The 25,734-nt window shown below is 34.3% G+C and carries 23 protein-coding genes; 16 read left to right on the top strand and 7 right to left on the bottom strand.

Features of this window, described 5'->3' with window-relative positions:
- The first annotated feature begins 47 nt into the window (after positions 1 to 47).
- From RQM59_RS11830 to RQM59_RS11810, 5 genes are all read left to right on the top strand, one after another.
- Positions 48 to 557: a nuclear transport factor 2 family protein gene (locus RQM59_RS11830; protein WP_349242326.1), complete on the top strand. Its 510-nt coding sequence runs from the start codon at positions 48 to 50 to the stop codon at positions 555 to 557.
- Positions 557 to 883 carry a hypothetical protein gene (locus RQM59_RS11825; RefSeq protein WP_349242325.1) on the top strand — a complete coding sequence of 109 codons (327 nt, stop codon included), beginning with the start codon at positions 557 to 559 and terminating at the stop codon, positions 881 to 883. Before RQM59_RS11830 ends, RQM59_RS11825 begins: the two co-directional genes overlap by 1 nt.
- Before the next feature lie 15 nt (positions 884 to 898).
- Complete coding sequence (locus RQM59_RS11820; RefSeq protein WP_349242324.1) at positions 899 to 1,717, top strand: mechanosensitive ion channel family protein; 819 nt, start codon at positions 899 to 901, stop codon at positions 1,715 to 1,717.
- Between the two features lie 3 nt (positions 1,718 to 1,720).
- Positions 1,721 to 2,653, top strand: a complete 933-nt coding sequence (locus tag RQM59_RS11815; RefSeq protein ID WP_349242323.1) for a hypothetical protein — start codon at positions 1,721 to 1,723, stop codon at positions 2,651 to 2,653.
- A gap of 78 nt (positions 2,654 to 2,731) precedes the next feature.
- Positions 2,732 to 3,973 carry a paraquat-inducible protein A gene (locus tag RQM59_RS11810; protein ID WP_349242322.1) on the top strand — a complete coding sequence of 414 codons (1,242 nt, stop codon included), beginning with the start codon at positions 2,732 to 2,734 and terminating at the stop codon, positions 3,971 to 3,973.
- Positions 3,974 to 4,036: 63 nt separating this feature from the next.
- Here the strand turns inward: RQM59_RS11810 and RQM59_RS11805 are convergent, their stop codons facing one another.
- The 4 genes from RQM59_RS11805 to lon all read right to left on the bottom strand — a co-directional run bounded on the left by RQM59_RS11805 (position 4,037) and on the right by lon (position 8,580).
- The gene (locus RQM59_RS11805; RefSeq protein ID WP_349242321.1) at positions 4,037 to 4,243 is read right to left on the bottom strand and encodes a helix-turn-helix domain-containing protein; all 207 of its coding nucleotides are present in this window, start codon (positions 4,241 to 4,243) and stop codon (positions 4,037 to 4,039) included.
- A gap of 2 nt (positions 4,244 to 4,245) precedes the next feature.
- Positions 4,246 to 4,788: a DUF2975 domain-containing protein gene (locus tag RQM59_RS11800; RefSeq protein WP_349242320.1), complete on the bottom strand. Its 543-nt coding sequence runs from the start codon at positions 4,786 to 4,788 to the stop codon at positions 4,246 to 4,248.
- 183 nt (positions 4,789 to 4,971) lie between these two features.
- The gene (locus tag RQM59_RS11795; RefSeq protein ID WP_349242319.1) at positions 4,972 to 6,078 is read right to left on the bottom strand and encodes an NAD(P)/FAD-dependent oxidoreductase; all 1,107 of its coding nucleotides are present in this window, start codon (positions 6,076 to 6,078) and stop codon (positions 4,972 to 4,974) included.
- A 45-nt stretch (positions 6,079 to 6,123) separates the two neighbouring features.
- The gene (gene lon / locus RQM59_RS11790) at positions 6,124 to 8,580 is read right to left on the bottom strand and encodes an endopeptidase La (RefSeq protein WP_432208143.1); all 2,457 of its coding nucleotides are present in this window, start codon (positions 8,578 to 8,580) and stop codon (positions 6,124 to 6,126) included.
- Positions 8,581 to 8,802: 222 nt separating this feature from the next.
- Here lon and RQM59_RS11785 point away from each other — a divergent pair, with 222 nt between their 5' ends.
- The 5 genes from RQM59_RS11785 to RQM59_RS11765 all read left to right on the top strand — a co-directional run bounded on the left by RQM59_RS11785 (position 8,803) and on the right by RQM59_RS11765 (position 12,680).
- Positions 8,803 to 9,663, top strand: coding sequence for a GNAT family N-acetyltransferase (locus RQM59_RS11785; protein WP_349242317.1), 861 nt, complete (start codon positions 8,803 to 8,805; stop codon positions 9,661 to 9,663).
- A 114-nt stretch (positions 9,664 to 9,777) separates the two neighbouring features.
- The gene (locus RQM59_RS11780) at positions 9,778 to 10,344 is read left to right on the top strand and encodes an RNA polymerase sigma factor (RefSeq protein WP_349242316.1); all 567 of its coding nucleotides are present in this window, start codon (positions 9,778 to 9,780) and stop codon (positions 10,342 to 10,344) included.
- The gene (locus RQM59_RS11775) at positions 10,334 to 10,855 is read left to right on the top strand and encodes a hypothetical protein (protein ID WP_349242315.1); all 522 of its coding nucleotides are present in this window, start codon (positions 10,334 to 10,336) and stop codon (positions 10,853 to 10,855) included. Before RQM59_RS11780 ends, RQM59_RS11775 begins: the two co-directional genes overlap by 11 nt.
- A complete protein-coding gene (locus tag RQM59_RS11770; protein WP_349242314.1) occupies positions 10,839 to 11,918 on the top strand; it encodes a hypothetical protein in 1,080 nt (359 codons plus the stop codon). The genes RQM59_RS11775 and RQM59_RS11770 overlap by 17 nt, the downstream gene beginning before the upstream one ends.
- 30 nt (positions 11,919 to 11,948) lie before the next feature.
- Positions 11,949 to 12,680 (top strand): head GIN domain-containing protein, encoded by a 732-nt coding sequence (locus tag RQM59_RS11765; RefSeq protein ID WP_349242313.1) that lies wholly within the window; start codon positions 11,949 to 11,951, stop codon positions 12,678 to 12,680.
- A gap of 54 nt (positions 12,681 to 12,734) precedes the next feature.
- On the opposite strand, the gene RQM59_RS11760 is transcribed toward RQM59_RS11765, so the two are convergent.
- The 3 genes from RQM59_RS11760 to rpmH form a co-directional block, all read right to left on the bottom strand.
- Positions 12,735 to 13,910: a GlmU family protein gene (locus RQM59_RS11760; RefSeq protein WP_349242312.1), complete on the bottom strand. Its 1,176-nt coding sequence runs from the start codon at positions 13,908 to 13,910 to the stop codon at positions 12,735 to 12,737.
- Between the two features lie 85 nt (positions 13,911 to 13,995).
- Complete coding sequence (gene carB, locus RQM59_RS11755) at positions 13,996 to 16,848, bottom strand: carbamoyl-phosphate synthase large subunit (protein WP_349242311.1); 2,853 nt, start codon at positions 16,846 to 16,848, stop codon at positions 13,996 to 13,998.
- A 106-nt stretch (positions 16,849 to 16,954) separates the two neighbouring features.
- Positions 16,955 to 17,116, bottom strand: coding sequence for a 50S ribosomal protein L34 (gene rpmH / locus RQM59_RS11750; protein ID WP_349242310.1), 162 nt, complete (start codon positions 17,114 to 17,116; stop codon positions 16,955 to 16,957).
- A 217-nt stretch (positions 17,117 to 17,333) separates the two neighbouring features.
- Between rpmH and pyrG the strand changes: the two genes are divergently transcribed.
- From pyrG to RQM59_RS11720, 6 genes are all read left to right on the top strand, one after another.
- On the top strand, positions 17,334 to 18,947 hold the full coding sequence (gene pyrG, locus RQM59_RS11745; RefSeq protein ID WP_349242309.1) for a CTP synthase: 1,614 nt from the start codon (positions 17,334 to 17,336) through the stop codon (positions 18,945 to 18,947).
- Positions 18,948 to 19,117: 170 nt separating this feature from the next.
- Complete coding sequence (gene yidC, locus RQM59_RS11740) at positions 19,118 to 20,983, top strand: membrane protein insertase YidC (protein ID WP_349242308.1); 1,866 nt, start codon at positions 19,118 to 19,120, stop codon at positions 20,981 to 20,983.
- A gap of 237 nt (positions 20,984 to 21,220) precedes the next feature.
- The gene (locus RQM59_RS11735) at positions 21,221 to 22,117 is read left to right on the top strand and encodes a nucleotidyltransferase domain-containing protein (RefSeq protein ID WP_349242307.1); all 897 of its coding nucleotides are present in this window, start codon (positions 21,221 to 21,223) and stop codon (positions 22,115 to 22,117) included.
- Positions 22,110 to 23,576, top strand: a complete 1,467-nt coding sequence (locus tag RQM59_RS11730; protein ID WP_349242306.1) for a B12-binding domain-containing radical SAM protein — start codon at positions 22,110 to 22,112, stop codon at positions 23,574 to 23,576. The genes RQM59_RS11735 and RQM59_RS11730 overlap by 8 nt, the downstream gene beginning before the upstream one ends.
- Complete coding sequence (locus RQM59_RS11725) at positions 23,566 to 24,357, top strand: class I SAM-dependent methyltransferase (protein ID WP_349242305.1); 792 nt, start codon at positions 23,566 to 23,568, stop codon at positions 24,355 to 24,357. The genes RQM59_RS11730 and RQM59_RS11725 overlap by 11 nt, the downstream gene beginning before the upstream one ends.
- The gene (locus RQM59_RS11720; RefSeq protein ID WP_349242304.1) at positions 24,354 to 25,730 is read left to right on the top strand and encodes a B12-binding domain-containing radical SAM protein; all 1,377 of its coding nucleotides are present in this window, start codon (positions 24,354 to 24,356) and stop codon (positions 25,728 to 25,730) included. Before RQM59_RS11725 ends, RQM59_RS11720 begins: the two co-directional genes overlap by 4 nt.
- Positions 25,731 to 25,734 lie beyond the last annotated feature (4 nt).

Below are 25,734 nucleotides of genomic sequence, written 5' to 3'. Positions count from 1 at the left end.
CATTTTTCTTTTTACCTTTAGCTGTACAATCACAAATTCAAAACCCAATGAAAAAACGAATTACAGCGCTATTTGTAAGTATGATCGTGGCAACGGTATTCATAACTTCCTGCAATACTAAACACGGAGAAAAACACGAACATTCGCATCATTCAGAAAAAAAATTCGATAACGTCGAACATGCTAATGTAGAAAATGCCATTAAAGATTATGTAGAAGGTATTTATTTAGTAGACTCTACTCGTATTGAACGAAGTGTAGATTCTACCATGAGGAAAATTGGATATTGGTATCACCCTAAAAAGAAGGAATACGTAGATAACTTACCTATGACCTATACACAGTTAGTAAGCTTAGCTGCTCGTTGGAATAAGGATGGTAAACGTGCAGATGAATCATCTCCGAAAAAAATCGAGATCTATGATATTAATAGTAAATCTGCCTCTGCAAAATTGACTGCAGCTTGGGGTATCGATTATTTTCACTTGAGCAAAGTAAATGGTCAATGGAAAATTATGAATGTATTATGGCAGAGTATCCCAGAACCTGAAGAATAATGTGGGAAAAACAGCTTGAATTATATGATGAAATAGCTTCTATGGCCGGTATAGAAAGAAAAGGTAAAACCATGCCTTATACTTCTTCCAATGGTTATATGTTCTCATTATTAAATAAGGATTCTCAATTCGGAATTAGACTTTCGAAAGAAGACACTAAAACCTTTTTAGAAGCCTATCCAAATTGCGGTGAATTCCGATCTCATGGTGCTAAAATGAGAGAGTATGTTTTCATTCCAGCTGATTTGCTAGTTTCGAATAAAAAATTAGTGACTTCTTACCTAAAAAAGGGTCTCACCTATGTAAATACTTTAAAACCTAAATAAAAATCAACTAATGATATGAATACAGAAAAAATTTTAGAATTTATAACGGAAAAAACTTTAGAATATGGCCCAAAGTTAATTGGAGCTATCCTCGTATGGATCATAGGGTCTTGGATTATAAAGGTTATCACCAAAAGTTTTACAAAGCTCTTAACGAAAAGAAATACGGATGTATCGTTGCGACCTTTTTTAAGAAGTCTGGTGAACATGCTTTTAAAAGTAATGCTTGTTATTAGCGTACTGGGAATGCTAGGTATAGAAATGACCTCTTTCATTGCCATCTTAGGTGCCGCAGGTTTGGCTGTTGGTATGGCCTTATCAGGAACGCTACAGAACTTTGCTGGTGGCGTAATGCTCTTAATTTTTAAACCTTTTAAGGTAGGTGATCTAATCGAGGCGCAAGGTCATAAAGGAATTGTACATGAAATACAAATTTTCAACACAATTTTAAAAACACCAGATAACAGAACGATTATCATTCCAAATGGAGGGCTATCGAATGGTTCTATGGTTAACTTCTCTAATGGAGATATGGTGATGATTGAATGGACCTTTGGTATTGCCTATGGTGATAGTTCTGACAAAGCTAAGGAAGTTCTTTCAAGACTTATGAAAGAAGATAATAGATTACTTAATGAGCCTCAACCACCTGTGCTGGTGCTTTCTGAACTAGCAGATAGTTCTGTAAACTTTACGATGAGAGGATGGATAAAAACTAGCGACTATTGGGGATCTTATTTTGACATGAACGAAAATGTGTACAACACGTTTGATAAGGAAGGGTTGAGTATTCCATTTCCACAAATGGATGTACATATGCATAAACAATCATAAAAGATGAAAAAGGACACTTATATTTGGTCGGCAGTTCTACTATTCATTTTTTATCTATTTATTTCAGGCATTCCATTGGTTGTATATAACGCAGCCTCTACAATCATATCAATGGTTGGTGGTGCTTTAGCTGGAATAGCCATTTATTATCTTATTAAATCATTAAAAAAGAATGACGAATTTTCCATGTTTGCCTCACTGGCTCCAGGGTTTGCAGCAATTATAATCGGTATTATTTTCGTTTATAATTTTTTACAAAAAGAAACTCGATTGCTTAAAAATGAAGGGGTTATAACCACAGCAATTATTACAGATGGATCCTCTATGGAAAGTAGAAGAGGTGGTGTATACACTATCCAAGTTGCCTTCAAAAATGAGAAAGGGGTAAAGCTTTCCAAAAAAACAACAATTGGAGAGAATTCCTATAAAAAAATAGGTATTGGTCAAGAAATATCGATTATTTACTATCCAAAGAATCCTGCGATACTTACAGCGATTTTGACAGAAGAGGATATCTCTAATTATATTTATTCGAAAAGCTTGAAAATTGATATCAAAGCGATAGAAAAAGTACACTCCATGAAACATGACGAGATTTCTAGTTATTTAGATCCTACGTCAAGTCTTTGGTCTTATACTGGAGATTCTGATTACGGAAAAGGTTGGGAGAACCCAACAGCGGGGGAAATTATTTATAAAAACGGAGATCAAATAATTTACGTCAAGCGTAATCTTTCTGGAATTTACAAATGGAAATCTGACTTAAGATCAAATGGCTTTAAACAATTAAAAAAAGAAGTAACTCCTACAGATAATGGAGACACTTTTTCGGTAGTTACAAATACATCGTACGAAAAAGAAAATGCACAAGTACTAATTAGAGAAGTGTTAGAAAATGACTTGCAAACCATGATCCTTTCATATACCACAAATTAATTTTTTAACACAATACGGTTTCTTTTGGTAACAAAAATGGCTTACATTAGTCTTAGAGGTAAGTAAACTATTAAAACCATGAAATCTTTAAGACTAATTTTTCTAGCAGTACTGCTGGGTACTTCTGCATTTTTTAGCTATAAAATATACGAACAAGAAAAGCTCAATCAGGCGTTAACAGACGATCTGATTGAGCTTTCTGATATTAAATATGGACTCTTCAATGTAGATGAGTGGAAGAGTGTTTTTGCAGATGTTATCGCTACAAAAATGAACGATTTCAATATCGAAAACACCGATGAAGAAGCCCTTAAAAAAGAGATTTCAGCTTTTTTAGAGAAGGCTATTGACGGTTTTCAAAAGCGTTATACCGAAAGTTCTGGCGGTGGCATTTCTGGATTCTTTAAAAAGAGTATTTCTTCCATGACTGGAATCTTCGATCAGGTTAAAAAAGATATTCCGCTTTTTACCGATCAGATTTACGAGTTTTTAACTGGAGACAATAGCCAGGTCATGCTAAAGCAGTATTTAGAATCTCAATTAGACGCTTATACTAAAGATACTTTTCTAGCGACGGATTATACTGTAATGAATCATATCATAAAAAAGCATGAAGGTACAGATAAGGTAGATACAACAACTATTATTGAGGGTAAGATTACAGAAAATAATGCTAGCAAAGACATCTACAATTATGCAATCTTAGCAATGTTTGTAATTGCAGTTTTAATGCTTTTCTTTTTTAAAGAGAAGAATAATGCTGAATTCATGCTCTTTACTTTTTATGCCCTACTTTTATTAGGGTTAGGCGTTTTCTTGCCTATGATCGCAATTGATGCACGGATTTCTGAGTTGAATTTTCCTTTCTTAGGTGAATCGATCCAGTTTAAAGATCAAGTGCTATTTTATAAAAGCAAAAGTATTATGGAAGTGGTAGAATTAATGATGGCGCAGAATCGTATGGACCTTTTCTTCGTAGGAGGACTTGTTTTCTTATTCAGTATACTATTCCCGCTATCAAAGTTGATAGCCTCAACAATCTATACTTTTAGTGAGCAAATGAAAAAGAACAAGATCATTAATTTTCTGGTATTTAAAACCGGAAAATGGTCCATGGCTGATGTTTTTGTTATTGCCATGTTTATGGCATATTTAGGTTTTGACGGACTCATAACAGAGCAGCTAAATCAGTTGCAAACACTAACCAAATCGACCGCAGTATTAACAACTAACAACTCTGGACTCCTATTTGGTTTCTACGCTTTTACTGGCTTTGTCCTGTTTAGTTTATTCCTCACTCAAAAAATTAAGAAAACCTAAATATTAAGCAGACTTATAACCAGATAGTACATGTCGTCTTGCTTCGTGAGTACATTCTTTGCTTTAGTCTTTCGAATATTCCAATAAATCACCTGGTTGACAATCTAGCGCCTCACAGATAAGCGCCAGTGTACTAAAGCGAATAGCTTTCGCTTTTCCAGTTTTCAGAATAGATAGATTCGCCAATGTTAATCCAACCTTACCTGAAAGCTCGTTTAATGACATCTTTCGTTTTGCCATCATTACATCTAAGTTTACAACAATTCCCATAGCTATATTGTTAATTCGTTTTCCGTTTGCATCTCAATTCCCTTTTTAAAAACTACCCAAATCATAAAAAGTATCCCTCCAAAAAATACAAATTCCTCACCACCACTAATGTATTCAAATAATGTGTTTAGTTCAACGCCCTTATCAGCAATCCATTCGCTATATTTTACGGCTATTGCAGCAAATAAGCCAATAGTAAAAGCTACGAAACTCATCTTTTTAATTAGGCTTGCAATAGTTTCGCTAAAGGGTTGTTCAATATTTGTTCTTGAAAACAATTTAATTACACTAAAGAATAAATAGGCCTTTAGTCCAGATATAATAATAATAAATGCACCCATAAATGTATAATATGTTATATCAAAATTGTACAAATCAGAAAGATTCAATCCTAAATAAAGGTTTCCAGCTCCTTCCGAGTTTCCAAAAAGACTCACACAGAATGAATATAATATGGCACCTGTTTTAGCACATAACGCAATGAATATTATTGCAGCGATAATATTCATTGCAAGTATAATTTTTTTTGTTTTCTTGGTTTTCATCAATATCTATTTAAAGTTACATGACAAAAATACGATAAATATTTATTGAAAAACAATAAATTAATATTTATTTTCAATAATTTTCTATTATAAAATGATATTAGTTGTTCTTTAAAAAAAATTCTTAACATAAAAAAGCCCCTATAAGGAGCTTTTATTCAATTCTTTAAGCAAACATCTACTTTAGGTTTCCTCTAAACCATACTCTCCTGATAACGACCTAACAATTTTCCTATCTGATCTAAATTTTGTTAGAAACAATGCAAAATCCATTAGTAAGTCTTTGTTTGAATGTCTAAACAGTCTTTCTTGAGAACGCTTTGAACGTGAATAATTCGCTAAAAATCGTTTTCTCCAATCTGATTCATATTCTAGCAGACAATCTAAATTATCATTCTCTAATGACTTATCAATGGCTTTACTGGCCATTAATCCAGCTTCAAAAATAAACTTATACCCCTCACCAACAATCGGGTTTACTTGGGAAACACTATCGCCAACACATACCAAATTATGAAGTACAAATTTGTCTAAAACGGGAGTTATCGGAATACTACCTCCTTCTACTTTTTCATTATCCTTAACTACTAATTTTTTAATATGAGGTAGTTTAAGAATTTCGTTTAATCGATGCTTTAGTTCTTTAACAACTTTTTCATCAAAAGTTCCAAATCCAATAATAGCTCTATTGTCTTTAAGCGGAAAGATCCATCCATAACCTCCTTGATACACCTTTCCAATTAAAAGATGTCCTTCTTTGGGATCTCCAGTGTACTTAACATTATACTCTACTCCTGTTCCTAGGTCTACTTTCGGATCTCGTAATCCAACTTTCTTGCTAATTACTCCATTGGTACCAGTTGCGTCTATAAATATTTTACCGAAGTATTCATTACCCTTACTATCTGTAACTGAGGTAAATTGTCCTTGCTCGTCTTTGTTAATGCCTTTTATATTAACGTTAAGTAGTGTGGTTACATAGGCATTGTCAATGGCATCTAAAAGTTCTTCATGTACTTTCTTTTTGTCTAAAATATAGGCATCTACGTTTACCTTTCTCACCATAAGTTTAGATCGAAAAGTAACACGATCTATTTTTTGAGCAACTACATTTTCGGTAAGATCAAAATCCTTCAAATTAATAAAGCTTCCCAGTGTATTAAAAGAAAAATCCAAAAGATTACTTCTCCTGTCTAAAACAAGTATTTTACGTTTAGCTTTCCCAAGTTCTCTAGCCAAGATTAATCCAGCCGTTCCACCGCCAACAATAACAACATCAAAAGTATTCATATACGTAAACAATTAGCCACCAATTTAAGCTATTTATCCGTAAAACTATATTAGCTTTTTGGCATTCTTGGCCTTTGTATTTGTTAGGGCTATATCTATCACTTCATGCATATCTATAACGTAGTGGAATTTCAATCCTTTCAAATAACTCTCTTTGATTTCCAGAATATCTTTCTCGTTATCTGCACACAAAATAATCTCTTTGATGTTTGCTCGTTTTGCAGCTAGGATTTTCTCTTTGATTCCCCCTACTGGTAATACCTTGCCTCTCAATGTAATCTCTCCTGTCATGGCCAACTTGTTTTTTACTTTTTTCTGCGTGAACACAGATACTAACGAAGTTAACATGGTGATACCAGCGCTTGGTCCATCTTTCGGAGTAGCTCCTTCGGGTACATGAATGTGCACATTATATTTTTCTAATATCTCAGGATCAATCCCAAAATCATCAGCATTTGCCTTAATATACTCCATAGCAATGGTTGCCGATTCTTTCATCACTTTTCCTAAGTTTCCAGTAATGGTCAATCCGCCTTTCCCTTTTGATAAAATTGATTCTATAAACAGAATATCTCCACCTACACTCGTCCAGGCCAATCCTGTAACTACTCCAGCTACACCATTGTTTTCATACTTATCTCGTTCCAAACGAGCGGGGCCTAAAATGGTTTCAATATCTTCGGTAGTGACTGCCACATTATACTCTTCTTCTAAAGCAATAGATTTAGCTGCATAACGCACCACTTTTGCAATTTGTTTTTCTAAACCACGAACTCCCGATTCTCTAGTATATCCTTCTACCACCTTTTCAATCTGCGCTTTCCCAAGCTTTAGATGTTCTTTTGTAAGACCGTGTTCCTTTAATTGCTTTGGCAATAAGTGTCTTTTGGCTATTTCAATCTTTTCTTCAATCGTATATCCTGTCACATTGATGATCTCCATACGATCTCTAAGTGCCCATGGAATTTGCCCTAAGTTATTTGCAGTTGCAATAAATAAAACTTTAGAAAGGTCAAAACCTACTTCCAAGTAATTATCATAAAACTCTGTATTTTGTTCAGGATCCAATACTTCTAACATTGCCGAAGATGGGTCTCCTTGATGACTTTGTCCTAATTTATCAATCTCATCTAATACAAAAACAGGGTTCGATGTTCCAGCTTTTTTCAAATTCTGAATCAAGCGACCTGGCATGGCTCCAATATAGGTTTTACGGTGCCCTCTAATTTCTGCTTCATCTCTCAATCCTCCTAAAGACATACGAACATACTTTCGTCCTAAAGATTCTGCAACGGATTTCCCTAAAGAGGTCTTCCCTACTCCTGGAGGTCCATATAAACAGATAATTGGAGATTTCATATCTCCTTTTAGCTTCAACACAGCTAAATGTTCTATAATACGTTCTTTTACCTTTTCCAACCCAAAATGATCTCTATCCAAGATCTTCACAGCTCTTTTTAGATTAAATTTATCCTCAGAATACTCACCCCATGGCAATTCCAACATGAGCTCTAGATAGTTACGTTGTACTCCGTACTCTGCCATTTGCGGATTCATTCTTCTTAAACGTGCCAGTTCTTTATCAAAAACTTCTCCAACTTCTTTCGTCCATTTCTTGGTTTTAGATTTCAAGCGTATCTCTTCCAACTCCTCGTCATTAGAAACACCACCTAACTCTTCTTGAATCGTTTTAAGTTGTTGATTTAAATAGTACTCACGCTGTTGTTGATCAAGATCAGAACGTGTTTTAGATTGGATATCGTTCTTAAGTTGTAATTTCTGAAGTTCCTTGTTTAAGTTTTTTAACACTAGTAAAGCCCGCTCTTTTAAATTGTCTTTTTCTAAAAGTACTTGCTTTTGCATGACGCTTAGATCCATATTTGATGAAATAAAATTCACCAAAAACGAATTACTTTGAATGTTTTTAATTGCAAATGAAGCTTCAGATGGCAACATTGGATTTTCCTTGATCACTTCCAATGCCTGATCTCTTACAGAATCAATTACCGCATTCAACTCTTTTAGATCTCCAACTTCATTATCTTCTAATGCTTCTTTAACATTCGCTTTTAAATAGGGCTGTTCTTGTATGATCGACTCAATCTCAAAACGCTTCTTACCTTGAATAATTACGGTTGTATTACCATCAGGCATCTTAAGCACTCGTAAGATCTGTGCAACCACTCCAGTTTGATATATATCATCTGATCCTGGTACTTCGACCTCCTCATTTCTCTGTGCTACTACACCTATAATCTTATCTCCTTTATTAGCATCTGTAATCAATTCAATCGATTTATCTCTACCTGCGGTAATCGGAATTACAACACCTGGAAATAAAACCGTATTTCTCAAAGGAAGGATTGGAAGTACGGCCGGTACTTCCTCTTTATTTATTAATTCTTCGTCTTCTGGCGTCATTAAAGGAATCAATTCAGAATCCTCATTCAACATATTGTGTAGCGACAAAGTGTCTAAAGTCGTAATCTTTGGTTTACTCATGTTCTTTATATCTGTCATTATGACACTGATTCTCTTTTCAATAAGTACAATCAGCCATCATGTTTTAGCTTTAAAATTTTGATAATCAGCACTTTAAATTAATTAATGCTTGATATTCATATATATAAAGTCAATTCTTATGCCAATACATTACAATTATTAATATTTGATTGCTGCTTTAAAATCTCCTACTTTCGTTAAGCGTAATTTTAATTTGACAATTTGAACTTAGATCAACTTCAATTCTTACAACTAGATCTAAATGGATTAAAGACCTTGGTTAGTTGGGCTCGATTAGAAGGATGGAACCCTGGACCTTTTGATGCCGATGTATTTTACCAAACAGACCCTGATGGATTTTACGGTTACTTCTTAAAAGGCGAACTCATAGGTGGAGGATCTATTGTTTCGTATGATGGTCTTTTTGGATTCATGGGTTTCTTTATCGTAAAACCCGAGTATAGGTCTCAGGGAATTGGCAAATTATTATGGTATCAAAGAAGAAATAAATTGCTTTCGCGTTTACAACCAAACGCGGCCATCGGAATGGATGGCGTTATAGCTATGCAACCATTCTATCAAAAAGGAGGTTTTGAGATTGCCTTTAGAGATGAACGTTATGAAAGAAAAGGAGCTTCATTCAAGAGTAATCCATGTATTTCCAATATCGACAAGTCCGATGTGAGCAAAATTCTGTCATACGATATACAATGTTTTGGAGTTTCTAGGTCTAAGTTTCTTCAGTCATGGCTATTTATGCCTGAATCTCATACTTTTAAATATGTTAAAAGTGGTGAATTAAAAGGTTTTGCAATCATCCGAAAAGCAAGTACAGGATATAAAATATGTCCGTTGTTTGCGGATAATCTCACCATTGCTGAAGCACTATATCAAGCTTGTTTAAATGTTGCTGTAAATGAGCCTGTATATATTGATGTCCCGGTGATTAACAAAGAAGCAATTGACCTTATTCGTAAGTATCAAGCTACCTACGTCTTTGAGTGTGCGAGAATGTATTATGGAGAGTCTCCAAAAATGGAAATCAATAAGGTTTTTGGTATCACAACCTTTGAACTGGGCTAAGCCAATTCATTTACTTTTTTGATTTTAAACAACTTCTACAAAAAAAGTATACTTTTAATACAATAAACTGTCACAAATTAAAATGTCCTTTGTCTCTAGTATAGAATTCATTTATTGGAAGCTAATAATCAACATACCAACCAACTGTTAGAACGCTGTAAAAAATCTGATCATAATGCTCAGATGCAAATTTACAAGGCTTATTATAGAGCAATGTATAATTCTGCATTTAGAATTTTGAAAAATGAATTTGAGGCAGAAGATATCATGCAAGAAGCGTTCTTAACGGCTTTCACTAAACTGGATTCTTATAAAGGTGAAGTAGCTTTTGGAGCCTGGTTAAAGAGAATTGTAATCAATAAAAGTTTAACCCAGTTAAAAAAGAATACGAAATACCAAGAGGTCAAAATGGAAGTGATTCCGAATTATGACATCGTGGAAGAAACGATAGATTACTCATCACTAAAAGCCTCTGAAGTAATTGAGAAAATAAACGGTTTGAAAGATAATTATAGGTTGGTACTGAATTTACATTTAATAGAAGGGTTTGATTATGAAGAAATATGCCAAATATTGAACTATACCAATGAAAATGTGAGAACGACGATCTCGAGAGCCAAGAAAAAACTAAAACAAGTCTTATTGCAAGACACGACTAATACACAAGTATATGGAAGATAAATTACATAACTTTTTTAATGAACATGAGTTTGATGTTCATGAACCTCGCTCAGGTCATTTGGATCGATTTGAGAAAAGACTTCAAGGGGTACAACCCAAGAAGAAACTATCTTGGAAATGGATGAGCGTAGCCGCATCGGTAATTTTACTCATAGGTTTTGGCCTGGGTAATATGACCAACAAAGAAGTTGGGCTACCCTCTATCTCTCCAAAAATGGCCGAAGTTCAAACCTATTTTATAAATACTATTGACAAAGAGATCAGAGAGATTGAACAAAATAGAACATTACAAACTGAAGATCTTATTGAGCAAGCACTCGATGATTTAGAAGAACTAGAAGACAATTATAAGCTTTTTGTGCAAGAATTGGAGAAAAATGGTCAGCAACGAAAAATCATCAATGCCATGATCAACAATTACCAACAGCGTTTGGAAATACTGCAAAAAACATTAGAGCAAATTGAATTAATCAAGAACCCTCAAAACATAAACGATGAAATATATATATAAGCTAACCCTTCTTTTATTATTAGTTCCCTTGGTGAGCTTTGGAAATAATGATAAAAAGAAACACGAAAAAAGCAAAAAGATCAATAAAAAGTATACTGTAAATACGGATGCTAAAGTATCTATAAACAATAGGTACGGTACTATTAAAGTGAATACTTGGGACAAAAACACTGTAGAAATTGACGTTACTATCACGGTTAAAGGAAATGATTTGGACGATGTTGAGGACAAGCTTGCAGAAATAGACGTTGAATTTTCAGCTACCTCAAGTCTAGTTGAAGCCAAAACATTTTTAGGTAATAAAAAGAATTGGAAATGGTGGGGAAAAAATAAAAAGATCAATTACCAAATAGATTACTTAGTGCGTATGCCAGTTTCTAACGATGTAAGTCTTGCCAATGATTACGGAAGTATTTCTTTAGATGAAATAAATGGAAATGCAAACATTAACTGTGACTATGGAAAAATTACTATCGGAGACCTAAGAGGCAGTGTAAGCAAGATTAATTTAGATTATTGTGGTGGTTCTACCATAAACTCCATGAACGATGGTAGTGTGAATGTAGATTATTCTAAAATAACTATTGATTCGGCTAAAAAAGTAAATGTGAACACAGATTATTCAACAGTGAAGTTTGAAAAGTTAACAGATCTCAGTTTCAATGCAGATTATGGAAGCATATATGCCGGAGAAGTTAATAATGTAAGCGGTAATGGAGATTATACAGGCCTAAAGTTTGGCACAGTTAATAATAGTCTAAAAGTAAAAGCGGACTACGGATATATCAAAATATACAAGTTGGCAAATGGATTTGATTTTGTAGATATCGATAGCGAATATGCTGGTATAAAAATAGGGACATCTACATCTAACAACTTTAGCTTTGTTATAGATCTTCAATACGCAAGTTTTAAACAAAGAAACAGCCCAAATGTGGAGTTGTTTAAAAGCATCTCTAAATCTTCTAAGAAATATTACGAAGGCGTTTATGGAAAAGGGAAATCGAACTCTAAAGTTACTATTAAATCAGAATTCGGAAGCGTGACTTTCGACGAAAATTAAACACAACAATCAAATTAAAACATAGAAATCATGAATAAAAAATTATTTTTAACAAGCATCATCTTAACACTCGCTTTATCTGTAAATGCCCAAAGCTGGTGGAAAAACAAGAGAGTTAAAGGAAATGGTAATGTGGTTACAGAGACAAGATCTACTTCAGATTATAACGGTATTAGCGTAGGAGGCTCTTTTGATGTAATCTTAGTAAAAGGTAAAGAGGGTAAAATCACCTTAAAAGGAGAAGAAAACATTTTACCTTATGTAGAAACTGAAATAAAAGGAAATAACTTAAAGATCCAATACAAGAAAAATGTAAACATTAAGACTACCAGAAGATTAACTGTAACTGTTACTTTTGAAGATATTGAGAAGTTATCTTTAGGAGGGTCTGGAAATATATCAAGTAGTGATTTAATTAAAGCGAACGATTTAAAAGTTAGCATCGGAGGATCTGGAAACATTGAAGCTGAAGTAGATGCTGAAAACCTAAAAGCATCTATTGCAGGATCTGGAAACATTAGATTAACTGGAAATGCTGATGAATTAAAATGCTCAATTGCTGGATCAGGAGATATTAAAGCTTATGGATTACAAACGGATACAACTAGAGCATCTATTGCTGGATCTGGAAGTGTACGTGTAAGTGTAAAAACTAGAATTAAAGCTTCGATCGCAGGATCTGGAAGTGTATACTATAAAGGGAAACCTGCCTATGTTGATTCGAACTCAGCAGGTTCTGGAAGCGTAGTGAGTAAGAACTAAGCCCCCAATTCATTGTATAAAAAGCCTTGAGAATTCTCAAGGCTTTTTTTAATATTAATAATTTCTGTATTGTTTTGTTTCTTCGAATACATGTTCTAGTATTTTTTGCTCCTGATCATCAAAATCAATTCCCCGTCGCTTCATAACCACTTCTGCAACTTCAAATACTTTTTTAGGCAGATAATTTGTAAATCCTGATGCACCGCCCCAACTAAACGAAGGAATAAAGTTCCTAGGAAAACCGCTTCCAAATATATTGGCACTTACACCTATAACAGTTCCTGTATTGAACATGGTGTTAATTCCACATTTAGAATGATCTCCCATGATCAATCCACAAAATTGCAACCCCGTTCTTGCAAATCTACCTGTTTCATAGCTCCATAGTTTTACTTCGGCATAATTATTTTTCAAGTTAGAATTGTTAGTATCTGCACCCAAGTTACACCACTCACCAAGTACAGAGTTTCCTAAGAACCCGTCGTGTCCTTTGTTAGAATAGCCAAACAGAACCGAGTTGTTTACCTCTCCTCCTACTTTGCAATACGGTCCTAACGTGGTAGCTCCATATATTTTAGCTCCTAATTTTAACACAGCATGATCGCACATAGCAAAAGGTCCTCTAACAGCACACCCTTCCATAACTTCGGCATCTTTTCCTATGTATATAGGGCCACTCGAAGCATTTAAAGTGGAAAAAAGAACCGTTGCTCCTTCTTCTATAAAAATGTTTTCTTTGTTTACAACTTGCACACCTTCAGGAATAGGTTGTGATTTTCTTCCTTCGGTTAGCAAATCAAAATCTGCTTCAATAGCCTTATCATTCAGTGAAAATATATCCCACGTATGCTTTATTTGAATAATTTCTTCTTCAAATTCAATGTGACTATAAGCATCAAAATCAATCTCTTCTTGCGTATCTTTCGAATAAAAAGCAATAACCTCATCTCCTTTAAAAATAGCTTCATTAGCCGATAAAGCTTTCACCTTTTCAACAAGGGATCTAGTAGGTAAAAAAGAACCATTAATTAAAACGTTCTCTTCCATTTCTACCATAGGAAATTTCTCTTCTAAATATTCTTCTGTGATGGTAGTTGTTGTTAAACCAAGCTGCCTTTCCCATTTCTCTCGAATGGTTAAAATTCCTACTCGCACGTCAGCAACAGGCCTTGTATATGTAAACGGTAATAGGGCATTTCTAACATTACCGTCAAATAAGATATAGTTCATGATAATAATTTTCAGATGAAAATACAGTACACACAAACTTAACTTAAAAAAAGAACATAAAAAAGCGACCTAATGGTCGCTTTATCTATTTACTTAAGTACATTTTACGTTTAGAATACAAATCGTAAAACTCATCGTCTTTTAAACTATCTATGAAAAGAATGCTCTCTCCTGTACTTTTCATTTCAGGTCCTAATGTTTTATCAACATTTGGAAACTTATTAAAGGAGAATACTGGTTGTTTAATGGCATAACCATCTAGTTGGGGATTAAAATCAAAATCTGTTACTTTTTTCTCTCCCAGCATTACTTTAGTAGCGTAATTCACATATGGTTCTTTATAGGCTTTCGCTATGAACGGAACAGTTCTAGACGCTCTTGGATTTGCTTCAATGATGTATACTATATCATCTTTAATGGCAAATTGAATATTAATCAGACCAACAGTGTTCAATGATTTTGCTATCGAATTTGTATGATCGATAATTTGCTGCATCACTAAGTCTCCAAGATTAAACGCTGGTAAGGTAGCATTTGAATCTCCTGAGTGAATTCCACAAGGTTCTATGTGCTCCATAATTCCAATAATATAGACATTTTCACCATCGCAAATCGCATCCGCTTCAGCTTCAATAGCTCCATCTAAATAGTGATCTAGTAATAGCTTGTTATTTGGAATCTTTCGCAGAAGATCAACTACATGTTCAACTAACTCATCCTTGTTAATCACAATTTTCATTCCTTGTCCTCCTAATACATAAGAAGGTCTAACCAAAATTGGAAAATCTAACTCATCTGCTAAGGCCAAAGCTTCATCGGCCGTTTCCGCAACACCAAATTCTGGGTATGGAATATTATTTTCTTTAAGTAAGGTAGAGAAGCTTCCTCTATCTTCTGCTAAATCCAAAGACTTATATGTTGTTCCAATAATCTTTATACCATATCGATCTAGCTTTTCTGCTAGTTTCAGTGCTGTTTGACCTCCTAGTTGAACAATAACTCCTTCTGGTTTTTCATGCTGAATAATGTCGTAGATATGTTCCCAGAAAACAGGCTCAAAGTATAACTTATCTGCTGTATCAAAGTCCGTCGAAACAGTTTCTGGATTACAGTTGATCATAATCGTTTCATAACCACATTCTGCCGCAGCTAAAACACCATGTACACAACAATAATCAAACTCAATTCCCTGCCCAATTCTGTTGGGTCCCGAACCTAAAACAATAATCTTCTTTTTATCAGAGACTACACTTTCATTCTCAACTTTAACCTCTCCTTCTTTGGTCTGTATTTCACTCTCAAAGGTAGAATAGTAATACGGTGTTTTCGCAGTAAACTCTGCCGCACATGTATCTACTAATTTATAGACTCTTTGTATTTTAAACTCCTCTCTTTTCTTATATACCTGACTTTCTAAACATTTAAGCATATGAGCAATCTGTCTATCTCCGTATCCCTTTTGTTTCGCTTCCAACAATAGCTCTCTTTGTATGGTGTCTATGCTATATTTAGAAATTTCTTTCTCTAATTGAAATAACTCCTCATATTGTTTTAGATACCACATGTCAATTTTCGTGATATCATAGATCTGACTTAAGGGAATACCCATAGCAATGGCATCGTAGATCACAAATACTCGGTCCCAGGATGCATAGGTTAATTTCTCTATAATCTGGTTATAGTCTTTATATCCTTTTCCGTCTGCACCTAACCCATTTCTTTTAATTTCCAAAGATTGAGTTGCTTTGTGCAATGCCTCTTGGAAGGAACGACCAATACCCATTACCTCCCCTACAGCTTTCATTTGTAAACCTAAGGTTCTGTCACTTCCTTCGAATTTATCAAAGTTCCAACGAGGTATTTTAACGATTACATAATCCAGGGTTGGTTCGAACAATGCAGAAGTTGATTTTGTAATTTGATTATCTAGCTCATCTAATGTATATCCTATAGCCAACTTGGTTGCAACTTTTGCAATTGGATATCCCGTTGCTTTACTCGCTAAAGCCGATGAACGGGATACACGTGGATTAATCTCAATAGCAATAATATCTTCCTTTTCATCAGGAGATACGGCAAACTGAACATTACACCCTCCTTCAAAATCACCAATACTACGCATCATTTTTATAGACATATCTCGCATTTTCTGATATGTTTTGTCGGATAGTGTCATGGCGGGTGCCACCGTAATAGAATCTCCAGTATGAATTCCCATTGGATCCATATTCTCAATAGAACAAATAATTACAACATTATCGTTCTTATCTCTCAACAATTCCAATTCATATTCTTTCCAGCCCATCATCGCTTTATCGATCATTACCTCATGAATCGGTGAGATTTCCAATCCTCGGCGAAGATGCTCTTCAAAATCATTTTCATTATATACGATGGCTGCACCAGCCCCTCCAAGTGTATAAGAAGCCCTGATACATAATGGAAAACCAAATTCTTGCGCTATTTCTTTTCCTTTTAAAAATGAAGTTGCTGTAGCTTGAGGAGCCATCGGAACACCAATCTTGCCCATCAATTCTCTAAATTGCTCTCTATCTTCTGTAATATTGATGGCATTAATATCTACTCCTATTTGCTTTACACCAAAGTCATTCCAGATTCCTTTTTCATCTGCTTCTATACAAAGGTTTAAAGCAGTTTGTCCTCCCATTGTAGGCAGAACAGCATCTATTTGCGGATGTTCCTCTAGTATTTTTATAATGGATTTAGTAGTAAGAGGAAGAAGATATACATGATCGGCCATAGACGGGTCCGTCATGATGGTTGCCGGATTAGAATTAATAAGAATAGTTTCTATTCCGTCTTCTCTTAATGAACGTAAAGACTGCGATCCTGAGTAGTCAAATTCGCAAGCCTGTCCAATAACGATTGGTCCTGAACCAATAATTAAAATGGATTTTAAGTCTTCTCTTTTAGGCATCTTAAGGTATTCTTTTGTTTGGGTTTGTAAAAATAATTACTGTATGGGTATAAAAAAAGGTGTTACTTAAAAAAGCAACACCTTTATTATTAACAATTGTTAATCATTATTTCTTATGTCTTGATTCTGATGAAACAGATAATTTCTTTCTTCCTTTTGCTCTTCTACGAGCTAACACTTTTCTACCATTAGCAGAAGCCATTCTATCCCTGAAACCATGCTTGTTTCTTCTCTTTCTTTTCGATGGTTGATAAGTTCTTTTCGGCATTACCTATATTTTTAAAAGTCTTCTTATTATTTCTTATCGCTTAATGATTTAACCTCATTTAAAGCGATTGCAAATATACAACTGTTTTTATTTTTGACAAATACAATTTAAAAAAAAATTGAATTATTTTTTATTCCATAGAAACAAACGGTTTTTTTGCCTTTTTTGTTTGTGAGAACACGCAGAGTTCTTACTTTTGCTCAAACCTAAAAGAACCATGAACAACACCAAATACGTTTTCGTTACTGGAGGCGTAACTTCATCGCTAGGAAAGGGAATTATTGCAGCTTCTTTAGCAAAATTGTTACAAACAAGAGGATATTCTGTAACGATTCAGAAACTAGACCCATATATTAACATTGATCCCGGAACTTTAAATCCATATGAACATGGCGAATGTTATGTTACTGATGATGGTGCTGAAACTGATTTAGATCTTGGACATTACGAGCGTTTTTTAAACATCCCTACTTCGCAGGCAAATAATGTAACTACGGGGCGAATTTACCAGTCTGTTATTAATAAGGAGCGTAAAGGTGAATTCTTAGGAAAGACGGTGCAAGTAATTCCGCATATTACAGATGAGATTAAACATCGCATCCAAATTTTGGGGAATACTGGTGATTTTGATATTGTTATTACCGAGATTGGCGGAACTGTTGGTGATATTGAATCTTTACCGTACGTTGAATCCGTACGTCAACTGTTATGGGAATTAGGTGAAGAAAATGCTATTGTTATTCACCTAACGTTAGTTCCATATTTAGCTGCTGCTGGTGAGTTAAAGACAAAACCAACACAACACTCTGTAAAGATGTTAATGCAGAGCGGAGTAAATCCAGATATTTTAGTATGTAGAACCGAACATCAGATCTCTGACAATATTAAAAAGAAGTTAGCCTTGTTTTGTAATGTAAAGAAAGAAGATGTTATACAGTCTATAGATGCGGAGACCATTTATGATGTACCCAACCTCATGTTTGATGAAGGTTTGGATAAGGTTGTTCTGAAAAAATTACAATTATCTTCCGATAAAAAACCTGAACTCGCTTCTTGGAATAGTTTTTTAGCAAAACATAAAAACCCTACTTCTACTATAGAAATAGGATTGATTGGAAAGTATGTAGAGTTACACGATTCTTATAAGTCTATTACCGAAGCACTTATCCATGCAGGAGCGACCAACGAAACAAAAGTGAAAGTGCGTTGGATACATTCAGAAGAATTGTCTCCAGAGAATGCTGGGAACATGTTAGAAGGCTTAAATGGAATTTTAGTGGCTCCTGGTTTTGGTGATCGTGGAATTGAAGGAAAAATCAAAGCCGTTCAATTTGCTCGTGAGAAGGGTATTCCTTTCTTTGGAATTTGTTTAGGAATGCAAATGGCGGTTATCGAATTTTCTAGAACCATTTTAGGTTTAGAACATGCGAATTCTACCGAAATGGATGCTACTACTCAAGACCCAGTTATCAGCTTAATGGAAGCACAAAAGAATGTTACCGATAAGGGAGGTACTATGCGTTTAGGAGCTTGGGACTGTAAAATTTCTAAGCACTCTAAAGTATACGATGCATACCAACAAGAAATGATCAGTGAACGACACAGACATCGTTACGAATTTAATAATGACTATTTAGAACAACTTTCTGCTGCTGGAATGCAAACAACAGGAATCAATCCAAAGACAGGTTTGGTGGAGATCATTGAATTACCTGAGCATCCTTGGTTTGTAGGAGTACAATATCATCCAGAATATAAGAGTACGGTACTAAACCCGCATCCTTTATTTATTGATTTTGTAAAAGCTTCATTAGCTCATTCTAAGAAATAAATTACGTTCTTGAATTAAAATCAGGATAAAGCGGAACACTATTTGAACTACTTATATGCATAAAATTAATATGTGTATTCATATTAAAAAGCAAGCATTTTTACTACATTTGTCGCTCTTTTTCGATGACAGAAAGAGACAAAATGACAAATTGACATTTTAACAAACACATGGAACAAAAAAAATTCGACCTTAATTCCTTTATTGGAATGTTGCTATTGGGAGCTATTCTATTATGGTATTTTAATACTCAAACACCCGAAGTAGAGCCCACAGAAACGAATACAGAAGTTGCCAAAGATTCTGTAAAACCGGCAACAGAAAATATTAGCACACCTACTTTTAAAAACGATTCAGTAAAAAGATCGTCCTTACAGAACCAGCTCGGAGCTTTTGCTCAAAGTGCAATTAATGGAAAAGAGGGGGAAACGACCATTGAAAATGATCTTTTAAAACTAAGAATTAGTAATAAAGGAGGTCAGATCATCGAGGCATTAATCAAAGGATATAAAACCTATGATTCTTTACCACTATATATGATCAAGGATAAGAATGCGTCCTTCAACATTAATTTTGGAACAACCGATAATAGGATCTTAAATACAAAAGACTTATTCTTCGAACCTTCACTTACAAAGAACGGAGAAAACCAGGTGCTTTCTATGAAACTAAAAGTTTCCGATACGCAGTTTTTAGAGTATCGTTACGAAATGAAGCCCGATAACTACATGGTTGGTTTCGCAGTTCGATCTCAAGGTTTAGGTACTATAATCAACTCATCGAACCCAATCAATTTAGATTGGTCTTTAAAGGGGTATAGACATGAAAAGAGTTTGCGTACAGAAAATACGATGTACTCTTACTACTATTATAAGGCAGACAATGAGGTAGATTATTTAAACCAAGACACGAACGATGTTGTGAATGCTGTAAATTGGGTAGCCTATAAACAACATTTCTTTTCTTCTATTTTACTTTCAGACACTCCATTCAAGAATGCAGCAATGGCCTCTGAAAACTTAGTAAAAGATGAAGCAATCGATTCTGTTTTTACTAAAAAATTTACGTTAAAAACGCCACTAGAATTAGCAAATGGTGAACTTAACTATAACATGAACTGGTACTATGGTGTTACTGATTATAAAACCTTAGAAACGTATAAGGGCACTGATCTTAGCGAAATTGCAGATCTAGGTTGGGGTATCTTTGGTACTATAAACCGTTGGATATTTGTTCCAATTTTTGGTTTGTTAGAAGGCCTACTAGGTAATTATGGGTTGATCATTATTTTAATGACGATTGTTGTTAGAATCTTAATGTCGCCATTAGTATATAAATCTTATTTATCAAGCGCAAAAATGAAGGTGATCAGACCTGAGTTAATGGAGATCAATAAGAAATATCCGGGTAAAGAGAATGCAATGAAGCGTCAACAAGAAACCATGGCCGTCCAGCGGAAAGCAGGGGTAAGTATGATGTCTGGTTGTATTCCAGCATTATTGCAGATGCCAGTTTTCTTTGCTTTATTTAAGTTTTTCCCTTCCAATTTAGCATTAAGAGGGCAAAGTTTCTTATGGGCAGATGATTTATCATCATACGATACGGTCTTTAACTTACCTTTTGATATTCCTTTCTATGGAAGTCACGTAAGTTTATTTCCAATCTTGGCTTCTGTGGCAATCTTCTTTTATATGAAGATGAATCAAAGTCAGCAGGCAAATATGCAAGCACCGACCCAAGAAGGTATGCCAGATATGAGTAAATTAATGAAGTATATGATCTACTTCTCTCCTATTATGATGTTGTTCTTCTTTAACAACTATGCAAGTAGTTTAAGTTTGTATTACTTCATCTCTAACTTATTAACGATCACAATCATGTTAGTGATCAAGAATTATGTGATCGATGAGAAGAAGATTATTGCTCAAATAGAAGAAAACAAAAAACGTCCTGAAAAGAAGAAAAGCAAATTTAGACAACGTTTAGATGATGCTATGAAACAAGCACAGGATCAACAAAGTCAGAAAAGAAAGTAACCTGTTCTATATTGATGACTTAGTTCTTTCTTGAAATTAACTATCTATACAAAACCTCACTTTATGTGGGGTTTTGTGTTTTAAGCATGTTATATATTCAGATAATTCAATGGCTTTTTTTCCCGTTCAACAAGTATAATTCCGTTTGACACATTAAAATATAGCTATTAGGTGCAGAAATACTTATTTTAGCGTAACCATTGTTTATTGAAAATTTGAAAGTTTATAATTATAGGTATGACCGTATTAAAACCTCTTATTTATTTTTCTTTGTTTGATCATCCATTAACGGAAGATGAAGTATTTAAATACTCCGAAGTCCAGGATAAAAATCAACTGCGAGAAGATATCGATGCCCTTATTCGAAAAGGAATTATCAAACGAGATGGTAATTTTCTTTTGTTTGAAAAAGATCATCAACACATTCTCAGAAGAGTTATGGGAAATAAGGAAGCAGAAGCGATTATGCCTAGAGCAGAAAAAACTGCTAGGTTTATTTCCAAATTTCCATTTATTAAAGGTGTTGCCATTTCAGGATCCTTATCAAAAGGATATTTTGACTCTGAAAGTGATTTTGATTTTTTCGTTATCACAAAGGCAAAACGAGTTTGGATTACCAGAACATTGATTGCTCTTTATAAACGTCTTTTCTTATTAAATTCTCATAAAGAGTTTTGTGTAAACTATTATGTGAGCACTGAAACGTTAGAAATTGAAGAAAAAAATAGATTTACTGCTACCGAGATTGTCACAGTGATTCCAGTATATGGAACGGATATTTTTTCAGAATTTTATAACCAGAACAAATGGGTTACTGCATTTTTTCCAAATGTGGATTTAAAAAATGGCTTACAAGGCACTGCACCCAAAAAGCAGTATTTTGGAACCAAATGTGTAGAATTTTTACTTGATAACTATTTAGGGCAACTGATCAATTATACGTGTATGAAGGTGATTACGAGAAAATGGTCAAAACGATATAAATCAAAAGTTAACAGTCCTTATAAATCTAAAAAAGAAATCTCAAAGCATCATCCCGAGAATTTCCAGGAAAAAGTAATCAATAAATTAAACACAAAATATAAATCTTGTAAAGAGTTGTATGATATTTATATTCCTGTAGAGCATGTCTGATATCTTATTCTCACATTCATATTATTACAAATTAGATTCAAAACAATGGAGAAATAAAACACCTTACCCTCCATTAGGGACCATTTATGCAGCTTCATACATGCGCTCTAACGGGTATGAGGTTGAGCTATTTGATACGAATCTAAGAGATAGCCCAAATGAAATATCTCTTTCTTTAAAAGAGCAAAAACCTAAGTTTCTAGTCATTTATGATGATGGGTTTAATTATCTAACAAAGATGTGCCTGACTAATATGCGTGAGGCTGCATTTGAAATGATTAAGATCGCTAAAGAACAAGGTTGTTTTGTAATTTGTTCTAGTTCAGATTCAACCGATCATTACGAAAAATACTTACACGCAGGAGCAGATGTGATTCTGCAAGGAGAAGGAGAACTTACATTAAAAGAGGTTATAACTGCTGTAAATGGTGGTGTAGGTTTATCTGAAATATTGGGTATTGTCTATAGACAAGAAGAAGAGGTCATAAAAAACCCGAAAAGACCGGTTATTAGGGACTTAGATATACTACCAATACCAGCATGGGATCTCATAGATATGGATGCTTATAAGAAAGTATGGGCGTCTGGAAACAATGAATTCACGCTAAATATTGCTACAACCAGAGGATGCCCCTATAAATGTAATTGGTGCGCAAAGCCCATTTATGGTAATCGATATAACTCGCATTCTGCAGAATATATTACGAAACAAATTCAATTCTTATCAGAAACCTATGGTGTTAATCGTTTCTGGATGTGCGATGATATTTTTGGGTTGAAACCAAAATGGGTACAAAGTTTTAATTCAGAACTTAAAAAAAGAAAACTATCCATTCGATACTATATTCAAAGTAGAGCCGACTTACTCTTAAAAGAAGATACTATAGATGCTTTGGCTGAAAGTGGTTTAGAAGAAGTTTGGATAGGCGCTGAAAGTGGTTCTCAAAAAATATTGGATGCCATGGACAAAGGAACCACCATCTCTCAAATTTATGAAGCCACTAAATTATTGAAAGAAAAATCCGTTCGAATTGCGTTTTTTATACAATTTGGATATCTCGACGAAACGAAAGAAGACATTTATAAAACTATTGGGATGATTAAAGAACTTGTTCCGGACAATATTGGTGTTTCTGTTTCTTACCCGTTACCAGGTACGAAGTTTTATGATAAAGTAAAGGACGATCTTATAGCAAAAGCCAACTGGACAGATTCCGATGATCTGGCAATGATGTTCCAAGGGACTTTTAATGCTAAATTCTATAAAAAGTTGCATAGGTACGTACATAAAGAATTTAGAAAAAGTCAAGCCATCTATTTTCTAAAAAAGACACTTAAAAGGCCTTCCTTTCTAAATATTCAACGTATACGAACTATGGCACTTTATTTTTATTATGCTCCTACCCTTATTATTGATCGGTGGGTTCTGAAAAAAATGCAGCAATATAATGAGTCATGATTTTGATATAGCAGCTGCCTCCTATGATGATGTTTTCACAAATTCAAAAATTGGAAAAGCTCAAAGAGATCAGGTACACAGGTATTTAGATAAAGTATTGGCATCTGAAAATAGTATGCGGATTTTAGAATTAAATGCGGGTACTGGTGAAGATGCATACCACATGAGTTCTAGTGGTCATCAGGTACTAGCAACAGACATCTCAAAAGAGATGATTGTTATATGTAAAAAGAAGTATCCAAATACCAAAATTGTATTTCAGCAGCTTGATATTTCTAGTATTACCAGGAATACATTCGATCAACCTTTTGACCTTGTTTTTTCAAACTTTGGAGGTTTTAATTGCCTCTCTAAGGAAGCGCTGACTTCTTTTTTTAAAACAGCACCCCATCTTCTTTCCGAAAAAGGGAAGCTTATATGCGTTGTAATGCCAAAATGCACGCTTTGGGAGCGCATCTATTTTACTCTAAAAGGAGATCGTAAAAAAGCAATGAGGAGAAATTCAGGCTCTTGTATTTTAGCGAATGTAGATGGAGTCGTTGTAAAGACCTGGTATTTCAATCCATCCGATATCATTAATAGTAAGATCAACCTGAGTGTATCAAAAGTTAAACCTATTGGATTATGGGTACCTCCTTCCTATTTGGAGCATTCTTTTATAGGAAGAAAGAGTATTTTAAGTATCTTGAGACTGTTAGATTATTTGTGTAACTGGTCGTTTTTGTCCAAATATGCTGATCATTATTATATTGAACTTGAAAAGATTGTAAAGACTAAATGAGTATTGTATTGACACATGGATATTATCTTTTCGAAGATGAAAAGGAGCAAAAGATCATGAAGCCTTACGCTCCGCTGGGTTTGTTATATGTTTCAGCATACCTACACCAACATCATGTTCAAAATCATGTATTTGATAGTACCTTTTACTCTTACCAGGAACAACTTGAATATATAGAACAAAAACAACCCAAAGTTGTTGCGATATATACCAATTTGATGACGAAACTAAATGTTGTAAAACTGGTAGATATCTTAGTAACAGATGAAAAATTTGGGTTTCCTAAAATAGTTTTAGGAGGTCCAGACATTACCTATAATCTAGAAAATTATTTAGAATTAAAAGTTCATTTCTTGATTATTGGGGAAGGAGAAGAGACTATGCTCGAGCTTTATAATGCAATTATCAATAATCTTCCAGTTCACGATATTCCAGGAATTGCTTATTTAGAAAACGGCAATGTTACAAAAACAACAGCCCGAATAAAGATAAAAGATTTATCAGAATTACCTGTACCTAATAGAGCCGCTATTCCTATTGAAAAATACTTAGATGTTTGGAAGCAACATCATGGACAGAGTTCTATGACCGTGAGTACACAAAGAGGTTGCCCATATACCTGCAAATGGTGTAGCACAGCTGTATATGGCCAAAGTTATAGACGTCGGCCAGCAAAATTAGTTGCGGAAGAGTTAAAAATGCTTAAAGAAACCTACAGTCCAGATTCTATTTGGTTTGTAGATGATGTATTTACCGTAAGTCACAAATGGATCAAAAGCTTTCATGAGGAAGTGATTAAGCAAAACGCACGTATTCCTTTTGAATGTATTACTCGAGCTGAGCGATTAAATGATGAGATTTTAGAACTATTAAAAGAAGCAGGATGCTACAGAATTTGGATTGGTGCAGAAAGTGGTTCACAAAAGATCATCGACGCCATGGATAGACGTGTGGATGTGGATGTCGTTAAAACGGCCATTCAAAAAACCAATGCATTAGATATTGAAACCGGAACATTTATCATGTTAGGCTATCCAAAAGAAGATGAAAGTGATATCAAAAAAACGGTTCAATATTTAAAAGATGCGGATCCAACTCATTTTACTATTACTGTTGCCTATCCTATAAAAGGTACCTCATTATATAATGAAGTTGAAGATAAGATTATCGAGAAACCCTCTTGGAAAAATTCTACAGATAGAGACATCGACTTTAGCAGAACATATAAAAGAAATTACTATGACTATGCTGTTCGGTATGTAATTAACGAAGTCAATGGTCATAAGGAAAAGCTAAAAGGAAATCGTCTGAAATCCTTAAAATTAAGAACAAAGTCTATTATTGCTCAAACCGGAATGAGATTGTTACGATAGTTTT

This window comes from Asprobacillus argus (assembly GCF_032248395.1).
GTDB classification, from domain to species: domain Bacteria; phylum Bacteroidota; class Bacteroidia; order Flavobacteriales; family Flavobacteriaceae; genus Polaribacter; species Polaribacter argus.
This window is presented reverse-complemented; position numbering and strand designations above follow the sequence as displayed.

What these genes read in the sequence shown, in the direction of transcription:
- RQM59_RS11830 (WP_349242326.1), top strand. Translation starts at nt 48, where the DNA reads ATGAAAAAACGAATTACAGCGCTATTTGTAAGTATGATCGTGGCAACG.
- RQM59_RS11825 (WP_349242325.1), top strand. Translation starts at nt 557, where the DNA reads ATGTGGGAAAAACAGCTTGAATTATATGATGAAATAGCTTCTATGGCC.
- RQM59_RS11820 (WP_349242324.1), top strand. Translation starts at nt 899, where the DNA reads ATGAATACAGAAAAAATTTTAGAATTTATAACGGAAAAAACTTTAGAA.
- RQM59_RS11815 (WP_349242323.1), top strand. Translation starts at nt 1,721, where the DNA reads ATGAAAAAGGACACTTATATTTGGTCGGCAGTTCTACTATTCATTTTT.
- RQM59_RS11810 (WP_349242322.1), top strand. Translation starts at nt 2,732, where the DNA reads ATGAAATCTTTAAGACTAATTTTTCTAGCAGTACTGCTGGGTACTTCT.
- RQM59_RS11805 (WP_349242321.1), bottom strand. Translation starts at nt 4,243, where the DNA reads ATGGGAATTGTTGTAAACTTAGATGTAATGATGGCAAAACGAAAGATG.
- RQM59_RS11800 (WP_349242320.1), bottom strand. Translation starts at nt 4,788, where the DNA reads ATGAAAACCAAGAAAACAAAAAAAATTATACTTGCAATGAATATTATC.
- RQM59_RS11795 (WP_349242319.1), bottom strand. Translation starts at nt 6,078, where the DNA reads ATGAATACTTTTGATGTTGTTATTGTTGGCGGTGGAACGGCTGGATTA.
- lon (WP_432208143.1), bottom strand. Translation starts at nt 8,580, where the DNA reads ATGAGTAAACCAAAGATTACGACTTTAGACACTTTGTCGCTACACAAT.
- RQM59_RS11775 (WP_349242315.1), top strand. Translation starts at nt 10,334, where the DNA reads ATGGAAGATAAATTACATAACTTTTTTAATGAACATGAGTTTGATGTT.
- RQM59_RS11770 (WP_349242314.1), top strand. Translation starts at nt 10,839, where the DNA reads ATGAAATATATATATAAGCTAACCCTTCTTTTATTATTAGTTCCCTTG.
- RQM59_RS11765 (WP_349242313.1), top strand. Translation starts at nt 11,949, where the DNA reads ATGAATAAAAAATTATTTTTAACAAGCATCATCTTAACACTCGCTTTA.
- RQM59_RS11760 (WP_349242312.1), bottom strand. Translation starts at nt 13,910, where the DNA reads ATGAACTATATCTTATTTGACGGTAATGTTAGAAATGCCCTATTACCG.
- carB (WP_349242311.1), bottom strand. Translation starts at nt 16,848, where the DNA reads ATGCCTAAAAGAGAAGACTTAAAATCCATTTTAATTATTGGTTCAGGA.
- rpmH (WP_349242310.1), bottom strand. Translation starts at nt 17,116, where the DNA reads ATGCCGAAAAGAACTTATCAACCATCGAAAAGAAAGAGAAGAAACAAG.
- pyrG (WP_349242309.1), top strand. Translation starts at nt 17,334, where the DNA reads ATGAACAACACCAAATACGTTTTCGTTACTGGAGGCGTAACTTCATCG.
- yidC (WP_349242308.1), top strand. Translation starts at nt 19,118, where the DNA reads ATGGAACAAAAAAAATTCGACCTTAATTCCTTTATTGGAATGTTGCTA.
- RQM59_RS11735 (WP_349242307.1), top strand. Translation starts at nt 21,221, where the DNA reads ATGACCGTATTAAAACCTCTTATTTATTTTTCTTTGTTTGATCATCCA.
- RQM59_RS11730 (WP_349242306.1), top strand. Translation starts at nt 22,110, where the DNA reads ATGTCTGATATCTTATTCTCACATTCATATTATTACAAATTAGATTCA.
- RQM59_RS11725 (WP_349242305.1), top strand. Translation starts at nt 23,566, where the DNA reads ATGAGTCATGATTTTGATATAGCAGCTGCCTCCTATGATGATGTTTTC.
- RQM59_RS11720 (WP_349242304.1), top strand. Translation starts at nt 24,354, where the DNA reads ATGAGTATTGTATTGACACATGGATATTATCTTTTCGAAGATGAAAAG.